The 15,170-nt window shown below is 73.1% G+C and carries 19 protein-coding genes and 1 riboswitch; of the genes, 16 read left to right on the forward strand and 3 right to left on the reverse strand.

All coding sequences use genetic code 11. The features are described 5' to 3' along the window. Positions 1 to 112: 112 nt before the first annotated feature. The 3 genes from ACZ61C_RS46710 (at position 113) to ACZ61C_RS46720 (ending at position 1,506) form a co-directional block, all read left to right on the forward strand. The gene (locus ACZ61C_RS46710) at positions 113 to 676 is read left to right on the forward strand and encodes a TetR family transcriptional regulator (protein WP_465314446.1); all 564 of its coding nucleotides are present in this window, start codon (positions 113 to 115) and stop codon (positions 674 to 676) included. A 68-nt stretch (positions 677 to 744) separates the two neighbouring features. Beyond that, positions 745 to 1,074 carry a hypothetical protein gene (locus tag ACZ61C_RS46715; RefSeq protein WP_465314447.1) on the forward strand — a complete coding sequence of 110 codons (330 nt, stop codon included), beginning with the start codon at positions 745 to 747 and terminating at the stop codon, positions 1,072 to 1,074. 108 nt (positions 1,075 to 1,182) lie between these two features. Then, positions 1,183 to 1,506, forward strand: a complete 324-nt coding sequence (locus ACZ61C_RS46720) for a hypothetical protein (protein WP_465314448.1) — start codon at positions 1,183 to 1,185, stop codon at positions 1,504 to 1,506. A 6-nt stretch (positions 1,507 to 1,512) separates the two neighbouring features. On the opposite strand, the gene ACZ61C_RS46725 is transcribed toward ACZ61C_RS46720, so the two are convergent. Then, on the reverse strand, positions 1,513 to 2,463 hold the full coding sequence (locus tag ACZ61C_RS46725) for an NAD(P)-dependent alcohol dehydrogenase (protein WP_465314449.1): 951 nt from the start codon (positions 2,461 to 2,463) through the stop codon (positions 1,513 to 1,515). A 134-nt stretch (positions 2,464 to 2,597) separates the two neighbouring features. Between ACZ61C_RS46725 and ACZ61C_RS46730 the strand changes: the two genes are divergently transcribed. From ACZ61C_RS46730 to ACZ61C_RS46760, 7 genes are all read left to right on the forward strand, one after another. Next, entirely contained in the window at positions 2,598 to 3,221 is a 624-nt protein-coding gene (locus ACZ61C_RS46730; protein ID WP_465314450.1) for a TetR/AcrR family transcriptional regulator, read from the forward strand. After that, positions 3,214 to 3,561 carry a TraR/DksA family transcriptional regulator gene (locus ACZ61C_RS46735; protein WP_465314451.1) on the forward strand — a complete coding sequence of 116 codons (348 nt, stop codon included), beginning with the start codon at positions 3,214 to 3,216 and terminating at the stop codon, positions 3,559 to 3,561. The genes ACZ61C_RS46730 and ACZ61C_RS46735 overlap by 8 nt, the downstream gene beginning before the upstream one ends. Before the next feature lie 114 nt (positions 3,562 to 3,675). Then, on the forward strand, positions 3,676 to 4,245 hold the full coding sequence (locus ACZ61C_RS46740; protein WP_465314506.1) for a TetR/AcrR family transcriptional regulator: 570 nt from the start codon (positions 3,676 to 3,678) through the stop codon (positions 4,243 to 4,245). A gap of 149 nt (positions 4,246 to 4,394) precedes the next feature. After that, a complete protein-coding gene (locus ACZ61C_RS46745; RefSeq protein WP_465314452.1) occupies positions 4,395 to 4,952 on the forward strand; it encodes a hypothetical protein in 558 nt (185 codons plus the stop codon). 46 nt (positions 4,953 to 4,998) lie between these two features. Continuing rightward, positions 4,999 to 5,352: a RidA family protein gene (locus ACZ61C_RS46750; RefSeq protein WP_465314453.1), complete on the forward strand. Its 354-nt coding sequence runs from the start codon at positions 4,999 to 5,001 to the stop codon at positions 5,350 to 5,352. Next, positions 5,345 to 5,989 carry a helix-turn-helix transcriptional regulator gene (locus ACZ61C_RS46755; protein WP_465314454.1) on the forward strand — a complete coding sequence of 215 codons (645 nt, stop codon included), beginning with the start codon at positions 5,345 to 5,347 and terminating at the stop codon, positions 5,987 to 5,989. The genes ACZ61C_RS46750 and ACZ61C_RS46755 overlap by 8 nt, the downstream gene beginning before the upstream one ends. Next, positions 5,986 to 6,942 (forward strand): pyridoxal-phosphate dependent enzyme, encoded by a 957-nt coding sequence (locus tag ACZ61C_RS46760; protein ID WP_465314455.1) that lies wholly within the window; start codon positions 5,986 to 5,988, stop codon positions 6,940 to 6,942. The genes ACZ61C_RS46755 and ACZ61C_RS46760 overlap by 4 nt, the downstream gene beginning before the upstream one ends. A 9-nt stretch (positions 6,943 to 6,951) precedes the next feature. On the opposite strand, the gene ACZ61C_RS46765 is transcribed toward ACZ61C_RS46760, so the two are convergent. After that, complete coding sequence (locus tag ACZ61C_RS46765; protein ID WP_465314456.1) at positions 6,952 to 8,271, reverse strand: EAL domain-containing protein; 1,320 nt, start codon at positions 8,269 to 8,271, stop codon at positions 6,952 to 6,954. Between the two features lie 176 nt (positions 8,272 to 8,447). Here ACZ61C_RS46765 and ACZ61C_RS46770 point away from each other — a divergent pair, with 176 nt between their 5' ends. Genes ACZ61C_RS46770 through ACZ61C_RS46785 form a run of 4 tightly spaced genes read left to right on the forward strand, consistent with a single transcriptional unit; the run spans position 8,448 to position 10,673 of the window. Continuing rightward, complete coding sequence (locus ACZ61C_RS46770) at positions 8,448 to 8,942, forward strand: helix-turn-helix domain-containing protein (RefSeq protein ID WP_465314457.1); 495 nt, start codon at positions 8,448 to 8,450, stop codon at positions 8,940 to 8,942. Between the two features lie 58 nt (positions 8,943 to 9,000). Continuing rightward, complete coding sequence (locus ACZ61C_RS46775) at positions 9,001 to 9,684, forward strand: SGNH/GDSL hydrolase family protein (protein WP_465314458.1); 684 nt, start codon at positions 9,001 to 9,003, stop codon at positions 9,682 to 9,684. Positions 9,685 to 9,735: 51 nt separating this feature from the next. Beyond that, the gene (gene cmtR, locus ACZ61C_RS46780; RefSeq protein WP_465314459.1) at positions 9,736 to 10,068 is read left to right on the forward strand and encodes a Cd(II)/Pb(II)-sensing metalloregulatory transcriptional regulator CmtR; all 333 of its coding nucleotides are present in this window, start codon (positions 9,736 to 9,738) and stop codon (positions 10,066 to 10,068) included. Beyond that, the gene (locus ACZ61C_RS46785; protein ID WP_465314460.1) at positions 10,065 to 10,673 is read left to right on the forward strand and encodes a cation efflux transmembrane domain-containing protein; all 609 of its coding nucleotides are present in this window, start codon (positions 10,065 to 10,067) and stop codon (positions 10,671 to 10,673) included. The genes cmtR and ACZ61C_RS46785 overlap by 4 nt, the downstream gene beginning before the upstream one ends. Here the strand turns inward: ACZ61C_RS46785 and ACZ61C_RS46790 are convergent. Then, the gene (locus ACZ61C_RS46790) at positions 10,630 to 11,478 is read right to left on the reverse strand and encodes a class I SAM-dependent methyltransferase (RefSeq protein WP_465314461.1); all 849 of its coding nucleotides are present in this window, start codon (positions 11,476 to 11,478) and stop codon (positions 10,630 to 10,632) included. The genes ACZ61C_RS46785 and ACZ61C_RS46790 overlap by 44 nt on opposite strands. Positions 11,479 to 11,696: 218 nt before the next feature. On the opposite strand from ACZ61C_RS46790, the gene ACZ61C_RS46795 reads away from it, so the two are divergent. After that, positions 11,697 to 14,567 carry an AfsR/SARP family transcriptional regulator gene (locus tag ACZ61C_RS46795; RefSeq protein WP_465314462.1) on the forward strand — a complete coding sequence of 957 codons (2,871 nt, stop codon included), beginning with the start codon at positions 11,697 to 11,699 and terminating at the stop codon, positions 14,565 to 14,567. Beyond that, a complete protein-coding gene (locus ACZ61C_RS46800; protein ID WP_465314463.1) occupies positions 14,564 to 14,749 on the forward strand; it encodes a hypothetical protein in 186 nt (61 codons plus the stop codon). The genes ACZ61C_RS46795 and ACZ61C_RS46800 overlap by 4 nt, the downstream gene beginning before the upstream one ends. An 89-nt stretch (positions 14,750 to 14,838) precedes the next feature. After that, positions 14,839 to 15,075, forward strand: a riboswitch (cobalamin riboswitch). Positions 15,076 to 15,170 lie beyond the last annotated feature (95 nt).

Genomic DNA, 15,170 nt, shown 5'->3' on the forward strand with positions numbered 1-15,170 from the left:
CCCCCCCCCCCCCCCCCCCCCCCCCCCCCCCCCCCCCCCCCCCCCCCCCCCCCCCCCCCCCCCCCCCCCCCCCCCCCCCCCCCCCCCCCCCCCCGCCGGGTATAGTCCGGCCATGCCGCGCTGGGAACCGGGCAGCAAGGAGCGCATGCAGCAGGCTGCTCTTGAGCTCTTCGCCGAGCAAGGATTCGAAAAGACGACCGCGACCGAGATCGCCGCGCGCGCCGGCGTCACGAGGCGGACGTTCTTCCGGCACTTCGCCGACAAGCGCGAGGTCCTCTTCTCCGGTGCGGCGACCGGGATTCCCGGAACCGCGATCGTCGAGGCGATCGCCGCCGCGGACGGCGACCTGATGCCCCTCCGGATGATCGCCTCCGCCGTCGCCGGTTACGACTGGGACGGACTGGCGCCGCGCGCGATGCAGCGCGAGCGCGGCGCCGTGATCGCCGCCAACCCGGAGCTGCTGGAGCGTCAGCTGACCAAGTACGAGACGATCCGGCTCGCGCTCGCCGAAGTGCTGCTGCGGCACGGTTTCGAGGACGCCACCGCGCGCCTGGCCGCCGACGTCGGCATCGCGGTGTGCCGCACCGCGTACGACCGCTGGCTCGACGCCGGCGACGACGTCGGGATGGACCAGGTCGTCGACGACGTTCTCACCACGCTGCGGACCGCCGTCTGAGTTGACGTCACTGGGTGACATCGCTACGGTGATGTCACCCAGTGACATCACTTTGGAGAGGCAAGCCCATGCCAGCAACCCCGGACGCGCCCGCGGCGCAGACGTTCATGGTGGTCGGAGTCCTGCGTGCCGACACGGACATGGCGGAGTTCGCCGCCCTGCGCGACGACGAACAGAAGCAGCTGGCGGTGCTGCGCGCGGAGGGGAGGGTCGGCGCCCACTACGTTTCCCCCACCCGGCGGGCCACGTTCGTCGAGGTCATCGCCGCGGACGAGAACGGCGCGGCGGAAACGTTGGCAACACTGCCGTTCGCCCGGTTCTTCGAAGCCGACGTCTACCCGACCGCGCCCCCCGACGCGGCGGAGGCCGCCCACCGGGCGCGCGCGTGGCGGGCGTGACGACCGTGGCTGGGCCGACCGGGTGACGTTCCGGCCGGCCCCTCAACCGCCCGCCGGGCGGCGGCGTGGGGCACTGTGCACCATCCGCCACATCGGAAGGCAAGATCGATGAACTCTCGCACCGCAAAAGCCGTGCTTGCCGCAACGCTGACGGCCGCCGGGTTGTCGATCGCGGTAGCGTCGCCCGCCGCCGCGACTCCCGATTTCTGTTCGGTCTCCAAGTCCGGCAACGGAGCGACGGCCTACTGCTACTCGTCCGCTTCCGGCACGCAGTATCGGGCGGTGGCTTTCTGCAAGTACATCACTCCGACCGGCAGCGAGGATCATTCCTACTTCTACGGCCCGTGGGTGCGGCAAGGCGACCCCGGTAGTTCCCGGGCGAACTGCGGTGCCGGGTGGATCTACCTCAGCCCCAACGTCCAGACGAGGTGATCCGGCCTACCCGACCCGGACCACGTACTTCCCCCGCACCCCACCGGCTTCCAGCGCACGGTGCGCGTCCGCCGTCTCCGCCAGGGAAAACACCTTGTCGACGGCCGGGCGGAGCTTTCCCTCGGTCACGTGGCGGGCGAGGTCGTCCAGCTCCGCCCGGCGGGGGTTGCCGCTGAACGCGCGCACGCGGCCGCGTCCGTGGGCCGCGCTCGCCGCGATGGAGCCCAGCGAGCTCACGGGCCGGGTCAGGTCGAAGGCGATGGTGACCATGCGGCCGCCCGGTGCCAGCAGCCGGCGGAAGGCCGGCAGGCCGGTGCCCGCGGTGTCCAGGACGACGTCGAACCGGCCCAGCTCGGCGGGCTCGACCGTCCGGTGGTCGAAGACCCGGGTGGCGCCGAGCTCCCGGACGAAGCCGAGGTTGGCGGCGCGCGCCAAACCCGTCACCTCGGCCCCGTAAGCGTGACCGAGCTGGACGGCCGCGTTGCCGACGCCGCCCGCCGCGCCCCGGACGAGCAGCCGTTCGCCCGGGCGCAGCGCGGCCTTGTCCCGCAACGCCGTCACCGCCGTGGTCGCCACCGGGAGGGCCGCCGCTTCCACCAGATCGAGCCCGTCGGGAACGAGGCCGAGCCGCCGGGCGGACACCGTGACGTACTCCGCGGCGCTGCCGAAGCCCGACGTGCGAGCCAGGACGCCCCACACCCGATCGCCGACGGCGAACCCCGTCGTCCCGGTGCCGAGCGCCGTCACTTCGCCGGTCAGGTCGAGCCCCACGCGCTGGGGGAACTTCCGGCCGGTGAGGAGGCGGACCCGGCCGGCGCGGGCGGCGAGCTCACCGCCGTTGACGCTGAACGCGCGCACCCGCACCAGGACTTCGCCCGGCGCCGGGGAAGGCCGCGGCACCTGGCCGACGTAGAGCACGCCGGGGTCGCCGTAACGGTCGAAAAGCACTGCCTGCATCGTGGGAGCTCACTCTCGTCTTGGTCGGTGCTCGCGAGCGTAGGCTGGCAAACGGACGAGATCATCCGGTTCTTTCGAGGTGAGAGACAATGCCAGGGGCTTCTTCTCGGATACCGGCCCGCGACGAGTTGCGAGTGGACGCCCGGCGCAACCAGGAGCGCATCCTCGTCGCCGCCCGCGCGGTTTTCGCCGAGCGCGGGATCGACGCGCCGATGGCGACCGTGGCCCGCCGCGCCGGGGTCGGGGTCGCGACCCTGTACCGGCGGTTCCCGGCCCGGGACGCCTTGGTGCGGGCCGCGTTCACCCGGCAGATGGAGACCTGCACCCACGCCTTCACCGAGGCGCTCGCCGATCCCGATCCGTGGCACGGGTTCCGGCGGCTCGTCGAGACGATTTGTGAGCTGCAGCGCGAAGAACGCGGGTTTCCGGCCGCGTTCCTCGCCGCCTTCCCGGACGCCGCCTCGGCGCACGCGCGGTCGCGCAGCCAGGCCGAGCAAGGTCTCGTGGCCCTCATCCGCCGGGCACAGGCGGCGGGGGAGCTGCGGGCCGACTTCCGCCCGTCCGATCTCGCGGTGGTCTTCCTGGCGCACGGCGGGCTCGTGACCGCACTGCCCGAAGACGCCGCGGCGTCCCGGCGCCTGGTCGCGTACCTGCTCGAGGCGTTCCGCGCCCACCCGGCGAACGGGCCGCTGCCGGCGCCGTCCACGTTGTCCCTGCTGGGTTTCCTGGCGCCGGCGGACGACGTCCGTCATGGATGACCGGGTCGCGAGCGAGCTGATCGAACGGGCGCGGGCCGAGACCGCGCGGCTGGCCGCGGCGCTGACCCGGCAGCGGGACGAGATCGTGGCGGCGTCGGAGTTCACCAGCGCCGACGACGAGCACGACCCCGAGGGCGCCACGATCGCCTTCGAACGGGCGCAGGTCCAGGCGCTGCTGCGGCAGGCCCAGGACGACCTCGCGGCGCTCGGGCAGGCGGCCGAGCGCGTCCGCGCCGGGGTCTACGAGATCTGCGAACGCTGCGGCGGCCCGATCGCCGAAGGCCGGCTCACCGCGCTCCCGGCAACGCGGATCTGCATCACCTGCGCGAACCGGCGGTGAGGTCCGCTCACGCCCCGATGACCGCCACTCGTGCCGGTGCAGTGATCGAAACCGGAAATACCGACCGTTCTCTCTGTTAAACTCGAGCGGATGGTGGACAGCACTCGTGGTCAGGTGTCGGAAGCGCGGTCAAGGCTGCTCGCGACGGCCACCCGGCTCTTCTACGCGGAGGGTCTGCACTCCGTCGGGATCGACCGGATCGTCGCGGAGGCGAAGGTCACGCGCGCGACGCTGTACCGGCATTTCCCCGGCAAGGAAGACCTTGTCCTCGCCTACCTCCAGGGTGTCTCGGCGATGGAGCGCGACGGGTTCGAGAAGGCGCTCGCCGGCGACCTGCCCGCGGTCGAGGCCGTGCGGGCGATCGCCCGCACGATCACCGACGGCATCCGGTCGGCGCACTTCCGCGGCTGCGCCTTCCTGAACGCCGTGGCGGAGTACGCGGATCCCGCGCACCCGGTGCACCAGGCCGTGCTGGCCCACCGCGAGTGGTTCCGCGGTCTGGTCACGGACCTGCTCGCGCAGGTCGGCGAAACGCCGCCGGAGCTCGCGGGACGGCACTTCGTGATGCTGCGGGACGGCGCGATGGCGTCGGGCTGCCTGTCGGACCCGGCCGAGGTCTGCGACACGTTCCTGCAGGGTGTCGACGGAATCCTGCAGTTCCGGCTCGACTCCGCGGCCAAGTAGCAGTCGCCGTCCCCGAGCGGCGTTCGCACGCGTAAGACTTCGGATAGAACGTTCTGTCTTGACAGTGCGCAGACGGGTCGCCAAGCTGAGTCGAGGTAGAACGTTCTGTCTTGTCGGGGAGCTTCCCCGCAGCTCTGAAGGGGATCATGATGACTGCTGTCGACTCGCCCGCCGTCGGTGGGCTCGCACCGGCTCTGCGCCGGTTGTACTTCGTGCGGTTCGCGTTCGCCATCGTGTGGGCGGTCCTGGTGTTCCTGACGACCAAGTCGGGGCTGGGGGCGCTCGGTGTCGCCCTGGTCGTCGTGTACCCGCTGTTCGACCTCGGTTCGGCCGTTGTGGACGCTCGCTCGGCCGGCGGCGGGAGCCCGGTTCGCGGCCTGTACGTGAACATGGCGATCAGCCTGCTGGCCACCATCGGCGTGGGTGTCGCCGCCACTTCCGGCATCCCGGCGGTGCTGCGGGTGTGGGGCGCCTGGGCGATCGTCGCCGGGCTGGTCCAGCTGGTCGTGGGGGTCACCCGGCGCAAGATGGGCGGCCAGTGGCCGATGATCCTCAGCGGCGGTATTTCCGTACTGGCGGGGGCCAACTTCGTCATCGGCGCGTCCGGGGCGAACCCGTCACTGTCCACTGTGGCCGGTTACGCCGTGCTCGGCGGCATCTTCTTCCTCGTCTCGGCGATCCGCCTCGGGCGCGCCGTTAAGGGGTGACGCGCATCATCTGGACTGTTCGTCCAGGCCCTATACAGTCAGTCTGGTGAGCAGCGAGCACCCTTACCCCGCCGCGTTTCGCAGCGGTGACCTCGTCGCGGTGTCCGGCCGGCTCGGCGTGACCGCGACCGACGCGCCGGCGCCCGGCGGGTTCACCGCCGAGTGCGCCCAGGCGTTCGCCAACCTCGACGCCGCCCTGAGGTCGGTGGGGGCGAGCCGCGCGGACGTGGTGAAGGTCGTCGCCTACCTGACCGACATCGCCGACCGGGACGGCCTCAACCGCGTCTACGAAGACTTCTTCGCCGAGCCGCGACCGGCTCGCAGCTGTGTCGGGGCCGCGTCGCTGCCCTACGGCGGCGTTGTCGAGGTCGAAGCGCTCGCCCGGGTGCGCGATGTCTGAGCGCGACGCCATCCTCGCCGCGCTCGCTCCGGTGGTCGACGGCATCGCCGCGACCCTGGGCTCGTTCTGCGAAGTCGTCGTCCACGACTTCCGCCGTCCGGAGGCCTCGGTGGTGGCGATCGCCGGGTCGGTCACCGAACGCGGGGTCGGCGGCGCGATGAGCGAAATCGGCATGGGCCTGCTCGCCCAGGGCGACACCGCCGAGGACCAGCTGAACTACGTCACCCGCACCGCGTCCGGGAAGCTCGTGAAGTCCTCGACGATGCTGGTGCGCGACAGCGGCGGCGCGGTGTTCGGCGCGTTGTGCGTCAACCTCGACGTGACGGCCCTGGGACAGCTGCGGACCCTGGTCGGTGAACTGGCCGACGTCGGGACGGCCGCGGAAGCGCCGACCACGACGTTCGGCGACGACGTCGACGCCGTGGTGGACGCGATCGTCGACGAACACCAGCTGCGCCTGGGCAAGCCGTGGGCCGCGCTGAGCCGCGACGAACGCCTCGAGCTCTTCCGCAGCCTGCACCGGCGCGGCGTTTTCGCCGTCCGGCGCGCGGTGCCGCAGGTCGCCGCCCGGATCGGCATCTCCCGCGCCTCCGCCTACACCTACCTCGCCGAAATCCGCGCCGAAGGAGCACCATGACCCCGCCCGTCACCCTCGACGACATCCGCGACGCCGCCGCCCGGCTGGCCGGGGTCGCCCACCGGACCCCGGTCGTGCGCTCCCGCACCCTCGACGACCTCGTCGGCGCCGAAGTCCTGCTGAAGTGCGAGAACCTTCAGCGCATCGGGGCCTTCAAGTTCCGCGGCGCGTACAACGCCGCGTCCCGGCTCTCACCGGAGCAGCTGGCCAAGGGGATCGCCGCGTACTCCTCGGGCAACCACGCCCAAGCCGTCGCGCTCGCCGCCCGCGAACTCGGCAGCAGCGCGGTCATCCTCGTCCCCGAGGACACCCCGAAGTCCAAAGTGGACGCCACCAGGGGGTACGGCGCCGAGATCGTCACCTACGACCGGTACACCGGCGACCGGGTCGCGCTCGGCGAGGCGCTGGCGGCCGAGCGGGGCCTGGCGCTGATCCCGCCGTACGAACACCCGCACGTCATCGCCGGCCAGGGCACCGCGGCGCTGGAGCTGCTCGAGGACGCCGGCCCGGTGGACACCCTGGTCGTCCCGGTCGGTGGCGGCGGCCTCATCGCGGGCAGCTCGACCGCCGCGAAAGCCCTGCAGCCCGGCATCCGGGTCATCGGCGTCGAACCCGCGGAGGGGGACGACACCAAACGCTCCCTCGAAGCGGGCGAACGCGTCTCGATCCCCGTCCCGCGGACCATCGCCGACGGCCAGGCCGCCTCGATCCCGGGCGAGCTGACCTTCTCGATCAACCGCACCCTGGTCGACGACATCGCGCTGGTCTCCGACAACGCCGTCCGCGAGGCGATGCGGTTCGCCTTCGAACGCCTCAAGCTCGTCCTCGAGCCCAGCGGCGCGACCGGCCTGGCCGCCCTGCTCGACGGCCAGGTGACCGCGTCCGGCCGGGTCGGGGTGATCATCAGCGGCGGGAACGTCAGCCCCGAGCGGTTCGCGGAGCTGATCGCCTGAGCCGGCCCGTCAGCCCATCGGGAAGACGCGGCCCACCCACGTCTCGGCTTCCGCGGCCGTCGAGTACGTGGGCAGGTACGGCCCGGAGGCGACCACCACGCCGATGCCGAACAGCAGCTCCGCGTGCGCCTCGGAGAGCACACCGCGGGCGCCGACCTTGATTCCGAGCTCCTCGGCGCGCTCGACCACCTGGCGGACGGCTCGCACGGCCTGCCGCGGCGGGTCGTCGACCTCCAGCGCGTCGATGATCGCCCCGGTCAGCATCACCGCGGGCGCCGGGACCTCGAGGGCGGGCAGCAGCTCCAGCTCGGCCAGCCCCGTGATGTTGACGATGAACACCACCCCGGCCCCGGCCAGTTCGGCGAGGGAGCCGAGCAGGTCGCCGCGGTCGTCGAGCAGGGACGCCCCGTCCGTGCACAGCATGAGGTGCCGGTGCCGGAGGCCGTTGCGGTCGAGCTCCTGGCCGACGAGGCGCACGAGGTCGCCGTCGATCGCCATCCGCCGCGGCAGGGTCAGGCACACCATGGGCGCGTCGTCGCCGAACCGGGCCCGCCAGTCGCCGGCGGCGCGCAGGCTCTCGGCCAGCAGGTGCCGGCCGAGCGCGACCGTCATGCCGGTCGTCTCGGCCAGCGGGTAGAACTCCTCGGGCCGCAGCTCGCCGAGCTCGGGGTGGCGCCAGCGCAGCACGGCGTTGAGCGAGGTGATGATCGCGCCGTCCGGGAGCACGATGTGCGGCCGGTAGCCGACCGCCATCTCGCCCGAGGCCAGCGCGCCCGCGATGCCGCACGCGAGGCGGTACCGCTCGGCGTCCGCGTGCCCGGCCACCGGGTCGAACAGCACCCACCGGGTGCGGCCGAGCTCCTTCGCGCGGCGCAGCGCGACCTGCGCCGACCGGATCGCCTCCGGCGCGAGCGCCTTCCGGACGTCGACGAGGAAAACGCCCACGCTCGCACTGACCCCGACCCCGACTCCATCCACATAGGACGGACGGCTCAGCGCGGTGATCACCGACTCCGCGAGCTCTCCCACCGACACTTCGCCGTGTTCGCCGGTCAGCGCGACGGCGAACACGTCACCGGGCAGCAGCGCGAGCACCGCCCGGTGGTCGCGGAAGACCTCCTCGAGCGTTCGGGCCACCCCGGCGAGGAGCTCTTCGGCCGCGTCGAACCCGAGGCCGTCGCGCACCACGGCGAACCCGTCGAGGCCCACCAGCAGCACCACGACCTGGGGACCGGTTTCCGCCGCCAGCAGCCGGGTCAGCTCGGCTTCCAGCACCGCGCGACCGGGCAACCCGGTCACCCGGTCGAGGGAGGCGGAGCTCTCGGGCACCCGCAAGCACCTCCTCGTCCAGCATCCGCTCCCGCCGGACTCTTCACACCGGCCCCGTCACAATCTACGGGCTCGCCCCGCGCGCCTGCCACTCGCCGCTCGGCGGGGAACCACGACGGGGCGAGGCTAATGTGTCGGTGTGCCCGCCGCGGCCGGCACACCGACGGAGAGGGGCGATGGTGCAGCTGGATGCCGGTGCCTACCAGCAGATGCTCGGCGAGGAGCTCCGCCGGCTGCGCGAGGAACGCGGCCTGACCCGCCGGGACCTCAACCACCGGCTGCACAGCGACCTCTCGCTGCAGACCCTCGCCACCTACGAGCTCGGCACCCGGCAGTGCTCGGTCGTCCGCCTGGTTGAGCTGTGCCTGGCGCTGAAGGTGTCTCCCGAGGCCGTGCTCGCCCGGGTCGGCGAGCGCTACTTCGGCACCTTCGACGCCACGGAGTCGACCGGAGTCCGGGTCGACCTGCGCCGCGTCGTCCGCGCGCAGCACCAGGACCTGGCGCCGTTCCGCCGCTGGGCCGAGGGCAAGCTCGCCGAGTGCGGCGCCGGCGACGCCCCGCAGGAGGTGCACCTGGACCCCGCGGCCCTGGAGCGGCTCGCGGAGCTCTGCGGGACGACGACCGCGAACCTGCTCACCCGGATCCGCTCCCTGGCCGACCCCGTCGGCTGACCCATCCGGGGCGCGCCCGGCGCCGAACTCCCGCGGAGGCGATCGAAAGGACTGTGCGGTGCCGAGGCGGACTTGGTCGGGCCGGCTGCTCGACGTGGCTTCCGTCGTCGTCCCCGGGATCGGCCGGGTCCGGGCGCAGAAGGAGCCGTTCGCGCGGGCCTGGGCGGAGGGCAACCGCACCGCGCTCGGCTCGGGACTTCCGCTGTGGGTCGCGCTCGGCGACTCGATGACCCAGGGCATCGGCTCGGCGGAGGTGGGCGGCGGCTGGGTCCCGCGGCTGAACGCCCGGCTCGGCGAGCGGTTCGCGGTGGTCAACCTGTCGGCGTCCGGCGCCCGGGTCGCCGACGTCCTCGACGACCAGCTGCCCCGGCTGCTCGCGCTGCCTTCGCCGCCGGCTCTGGTGACGGTGCTGGTGGGCGCGAACGACATGCTGACCCGGGCTCGCCGCCGCGGAGTCGTGGCCGGCTTCGCCGAACTGCTCGCCCGGCTCCCCGCCGGGCGTTCGGTGGTCGCCACCCTGCCCCAGGGCAACACCGAAGCGCGAGCGGTCAACGCGCTCCTCGACGCCGCGGCGGCCCGCGGTGACATCCGCGTCGCGGACCTGCGCGGCGGAGCACTGGGGCCGCTGCGCGGCAGCCTCGCCGACGACTGGTTCCACCCCAACGACGTCGGCTACGCGCGGATCGCGGGACTCTTCGAAGGCCCGGTGCGCGCCGCGGTGTCCCGAGGCCTGCCGGACTGAAGCCGGCTCACCGGTTTTCGTCATATCAGCGTTCGCTGTACTGTTTTCTGTGTGCTGACCTGTGAGACCCGCGAATCGGCGCTCGCCCGCCTGGGCCGGGCGCTGGCCGACCCGACCCGCTGCCGGATCCTGGTCGCCCTGCTCGACGGCGTCAGTTATCCCGGCCGGCTCGCCGCCGAGCTCGAGCTGAGCCGCTCCAACGTCTCCAACCACCTCGCCTGCCTGCGCGGCTGCGGGCTGGTCGTCGCCACCTACGAGGGCCGCCAGGTCCGCTACGCCCTCGCCGACCGGCACCTGGCCCGGGCCCTGCGCGAACTGGTCCAGGTCGTCCTCGCCGTCGACCCCGCCGAGCCCTGCTTGGACGACGAAGCGGTGGACCGGTGACGTCCGTCGCCGCGGACCGCCGCGCGGTGTTGACCCGGCGGATCCGGCTCCTGGTCGTCGCGACGATCACCTACAACGTCCTCGAGGCGGTCGTCGCGCTCGCCGCCGGCACCGTGGCCTCCTCGACGGCGTTGATCGGGTTCGGGCTGGACTCGGTCATCGAAGTCGCGTCCGCCGCCGCGGTCGCCTGGCAGTTCTCCGGCGCCGATCCGGAAGCGCGCGAGCGGACCGCGTTGAGGGTGATCGCGGTGTCGTTCTTCGCCCTCGCCGCCTACGTCACCGTGGAGTCCGTGCGCTCCCTGCTGGGCACGGACTCCGCCGGGCACTCCACGGCCGGCATCGTGCTGGCCGCCGTCTCCCTGCTGGTGATGCCGTTCCTTTCCCACGCCCAGCGCCGCGCCGGCCGGGAACTCGGCTCGGCCAGCGCGGTGGCGGACTCGAAGCAGACGCTGCTGTGCACCTACCTCTCCGGTGTGCTGCTGGCCGGGCTGCTGCTCAACGCGCTGTTCGGCTGGTCGTGGGCCGACCCGGTCGTCGCCCTGGTCATCGCGGCGGTGGCGGTCAGGGAAGGGCGGGAGGCCTGGCGCGGCGACCACTGCTGCTGAGCGGGGCTTCGTAGGTGTGCAGGACCATGGCCCGGTGCCCGCCGGGCACCACGTCGAACACCTTGAGGAACCCCGACATCGCGCCGCGGGTGCGTCGTGCCGCTTCACTGACGAGCGAGATTTCGTGGTGGGTGGCGGGTTCCGTGACGGCCCGGGTCAAGTCCACAGTGGACGACCGGAACCCGGCCCCGGCCGCCCGCATGGTCGCCTGCCGCCCGGCGACGCGGGCCACCCAGGGCGCGACCGTGTCCGCGACGACCGCGTGCCGCGGCGCGGGATGGCCGAGGGCGGTGGCGACCGTGGCCCGGACGCCGTCGGGGGAGAGGTACATCAGCAGGCCCTCGGCGAGGACGAGCAACGGCCGTCCGCGCGGGATCCCGGACCACCACCCGGGCTCGGTGACCGACGTCGCGATCGTGGTGACGCCGTCCCGTTCGGGGTAGAGCCGGCGGCGCAGCTCGACCACCGGCTCCTGGTCGACGTCGTACCAGGCGACGCCGGGCCCGGGATCGAGGCGCAGCACCCGGCTGTCGAGCCCGCAGCCGAGGTGCAGGACAACGGCGTCGGCGTGCCGGGCGAGGAACGCGCGGGCGGCGTCGTCGATCAGCCGCGCGCGGGCGCAGATCACCGGCAGGTTCCCGGAGAGCTTCTTCATCGCGACGGGATCGTGCTCGATCTCGCCCAGCAGCCCCGCGGCGTGCTCGTCGCCGAGGATCGGCCACGCCGACGCGGCGTCCTGGGCGTGCAGGTACAGCGTCATCAGCATCGTCTGCTGCTCTTCGCGCAGGGTCACCCGGTCGGCCATGGTCCCGAGCATGCCCCATCCGGCGCGCCCCGGCCGAGCGCGGGATCGGGTTCTTCGTCGCCGCCTGACGGGTTCACATGCCGGTCATCGTTGATCTCCTCCCGGTCGGCTCGGGTGCCGGTCGCCGGGGAGCCTGGCAGTGCCCGCTGCAGTCGCACTGCAGTCGCGGGGAACGGGGCCGGTCGAGGTAGTCTCGACCTCGGGAGGAGGGCGTTTGCATGCCCGATGTTCGGTTCGGTGTGCTCGGCCCGCTGACGGTCTGGCGCGGCGGTGACGTGGTCGAAGTGGGCCCCGAGAAGTCGCTTCGGGTGCTCGGGGTGCTGCTCCTGCACGCGAACCAGCGCGTCGACCGCGACCGGATCATCGAGGGCGCCTGGCGCGGAACGCCGCCGAGGAGCGCGGTCAACCTCGTCCAGAAGTACGTCGGGGACGTGCGCCGCTCGCTGGACCTCGACGACGGCTCCCTGCAGACGGTCGGCACCGGGTACCTGCTGCGCGTGGGCTCCGACCAGCTCGACAGCGCCCAGTTCGCCTCCGGGCTCGCGCTCGCCCGCGAGACGAAGAGCGAAGGCGACCTGACCGCGGCCCGGAAGTACCTCGCCGAAGCGATGGCGCTGTGGCGCGGACCCGCCTTCAGCGGCATCGACACCCCCGCGGCGACCACCGAACGCGCCCGGCTGGACGAGTACCGCTTCGGCGCCCTGGAAGACCTCGCCGAGCTCGACCTGCTGCGCGGGGAGCACGCGCTGGCCATCCCCGAGCTGTCCCGGCTCGCCGCCGAGCACCCGTACCGCGAGCGGGTGCGGGAGCTGCTGATGACCGCGCTCTACCGCAGCGGCCGCCAGGGTGACGCCCTCGCCGTGTTCGAGGAGATCCGGCGGCTGCTGGCCGACGAGCTCGGCGCCAGTCCCGGGCACGGGCTGCAGCGCGTCCACGCCCGGATCCTGCGCGCGGACCCCGAGCTCGACCTGGTCACCCCGGCCGCGGACCGGCGGCCGATCGCCCAGCTGCCGGCCGACATCCCCGACTTCACCGGCCGCGCCGGGCCGCTGGGGGAGCTGCGCGGCCTGCTGGCCCAGCGGCGGCTCGCGGTCATCGCGGGCCCGCCGGGCACCGGGAAGTCGGCGCTGGCGGTGCGCGCGCTCCACCTTTCGCGGGACGCGTTCCCCGACGGCCAGCTCTACCTCGACCTCGCCGGCACCTCCGAGGTGCCCCGCGACCCGGCGATGATGCTGGCCGAACTGCTGCGCGCGCTCGGCGTCACGGACGCGGTCATGCCACCCGGCCTGCACGAACGAGCCGCCCTCTACCGGTCGCGGCTGGCCGACCGGCGGATGGTGGTGCTGCTCGACGACGCCGCGGGCGCCCAGCAGGTGCGGCCGCTGCTGCCGCCGTCGGGCGGGTGCGCCGTGGTGGTCACGAGCCGGCAGCGGCTGGCCGGCCTCACCGGCGCCCAGCACGTCGAGCTGGACGTCCTGTCCGCCGAAGACGCGCACGCCCTGCTGGTCCAGATCGTCGGCGAGGAGCGCGTCGAGCGGGAACCGGAGTCGGCGGCGGCGATCGTCGAGCTGTGCGGGCACCTACCGCTGGCCATCCGGATCACCGGGGCCAAGCTGGCCGGGCGGCGCGCGTGGACCCTGCAGGTGCTGCGTGACCGGCTCGAGGACGAGTCCCGGCGCCTGCGCGAGCTGAGCGTCGGGGATCTCGACGTGCGGGCCAACTTCGACCTGAGCCTGCGCCTGCTGCCCGACGAGGCCGTCCGGGCGTTCCGGCTGCTGGGCCTGCTGGGGCCCGAGACCCTGCCCGCGTGGGTGGTGGGGGCGCTGCTCGGCGGGCCGGACGCGGACGACGTCCTGGAGCTGCTGGCCGACGCCTACCTCGTGCGGCTCGTGACCACCGACCACGCCGGGCAGCCCCGGTACCGGCTGCACGACCTCCTGCGCACGTACGCGGCCAAGGGCGCGGAAGACCACTACCCGGTCGAGGACCGGCGAGCGGCGGTCGAACGGGTGCTGGCCGCGTGGCTCGCCCTCGCGGAGCAGGCCAGGGATCTGTTCTACCCCAGCCTGTTCCAGCCGACGCCGGGCTCGTCGCCGCGCTGGTCCCCGGACTACAAGGTCGTCGAGGCCATCGCCTGGTTCGATGCCGAGCGCGGGACGCTGCTGCGGATGATCCAGCTCGCGGCGGACTGGGGCCTGGCCGGCCTGGCGTGGGAGCTCGCGGCCGCCGCCGTCCCGTACTACGACCACCGCAGCCTCTACCAGGACTGGAACCGCAGTCACCAGATCGCGCTGGCGGCCACGCGAGCGTGCGGTGACGCCCACGGTGAAGCGGCGTTGCTGCAGGGCCTCGGCCAGGTGCACATCTACCTCGACGAGATGGACGAAGCCCGCGACGACCTGGGCCGCTGCCGGGAGCTGTACCGGGACATCGGCGATCGGCGCGGTGAAGGACTCGCGCTGGCGAGCCTCGGAACCGTGCACCGGGTCCTCGGCGAGCTCGACGCGGCACTGGCCGTCGACAAGGAAGCGCTGGCCCACCTGGTGGCGTCCGGGCACCGGCAGGCGGAGGCACAGATCCGCACCGCGCTCGGCATCATCGGCTTCGAGCAGGGCACCGAGGACGCGGGCCAGTGGATCGAGCAGGGCCTGCGGACCGCCCGGCAGCTCGGCGACCGGCACCGGCAGGCGGTGATCCTCCGCACGGTCAGCCGCTACCACCTGGGCATCGGCGACACGCCCGCGGCGCTGCACGACCTCACCGAGGCGTTGACGATCTTCACCGAGATCAGCGACGAGCGCTGCGGCGCGTACGCCGACCAACGCCTCGGCGGAATCTACGCGGAGCTCGGCGACCGTTCCCGAGCCGACTCGGCCCTGCAACGCGCGGCGCACGTCTTCCGGCTGAACGGCGACCGCAGCAACGAAGCGGCGTGCTGGCAACAGCTCGGCGAGCTGGAGAGCGAACTCGGCGACGCACCGGCGGCCCGTCACCACCTGGGCTTGGCGGTCGAGCTGTGGCGAGCCCTCGGGTTGCCCGAGCGCGCGTCAAGCGTGCAAGCCACGCTTGACGCGGTGGCCGGGGGATGACGGAGCTGAAGGCCGGGCTGAACCGGCTGGTTTCGGCCCGGGTGACGGACTTCGGCAGGACGGTGAACATCGCCGAGGTCGGCTTTTCCCGTGGTGGCGTCGAAACCCGGCTGCACGCGCAGTGCCCGTTCCGGGTGACCCGTGGCAAGACGACCTGGTTCGGCTCGGAGGACATGGCCTAACCGGCGACGGCCGACGCGGACCCGGCCGAGGCCTACCGGACGAACGCGACGATCCGCTCCGAGCCGGGTTCGTCCCTTCCCGGAGGCGCTACAGTGGCGGGGCAGCTGGTTCGGTCTCCGCGAGCAAGGTGGCGGTGACCGAGGCAAGAGGGAACCCGGTGCGAATCCGGGACTGCCCCGCAGCGGTGAGTGGGAACGACCGCCGTCAGTCTCCGCGGAGACGAGCACTGAGCCCGACCGGCTTGGGAAGCGACGGCCAGTAGGAACCCGGCGCACGCGCCGGAACGCCCGCGAGTCCGAAGACCTGCCCGCTGTGCACCTCACGACCGTGGGGTGCTGGCTGCGACCTCGCGGGCAGGTCATGCCGAGCCGGACCTGAGACGGTCTGGCTTGTCGTGCGCTCCCGCAGGTCCACGCGGAC

Source organism: Amycolatopsis sp. NPDC104587, from assembly GCF_055583645.1.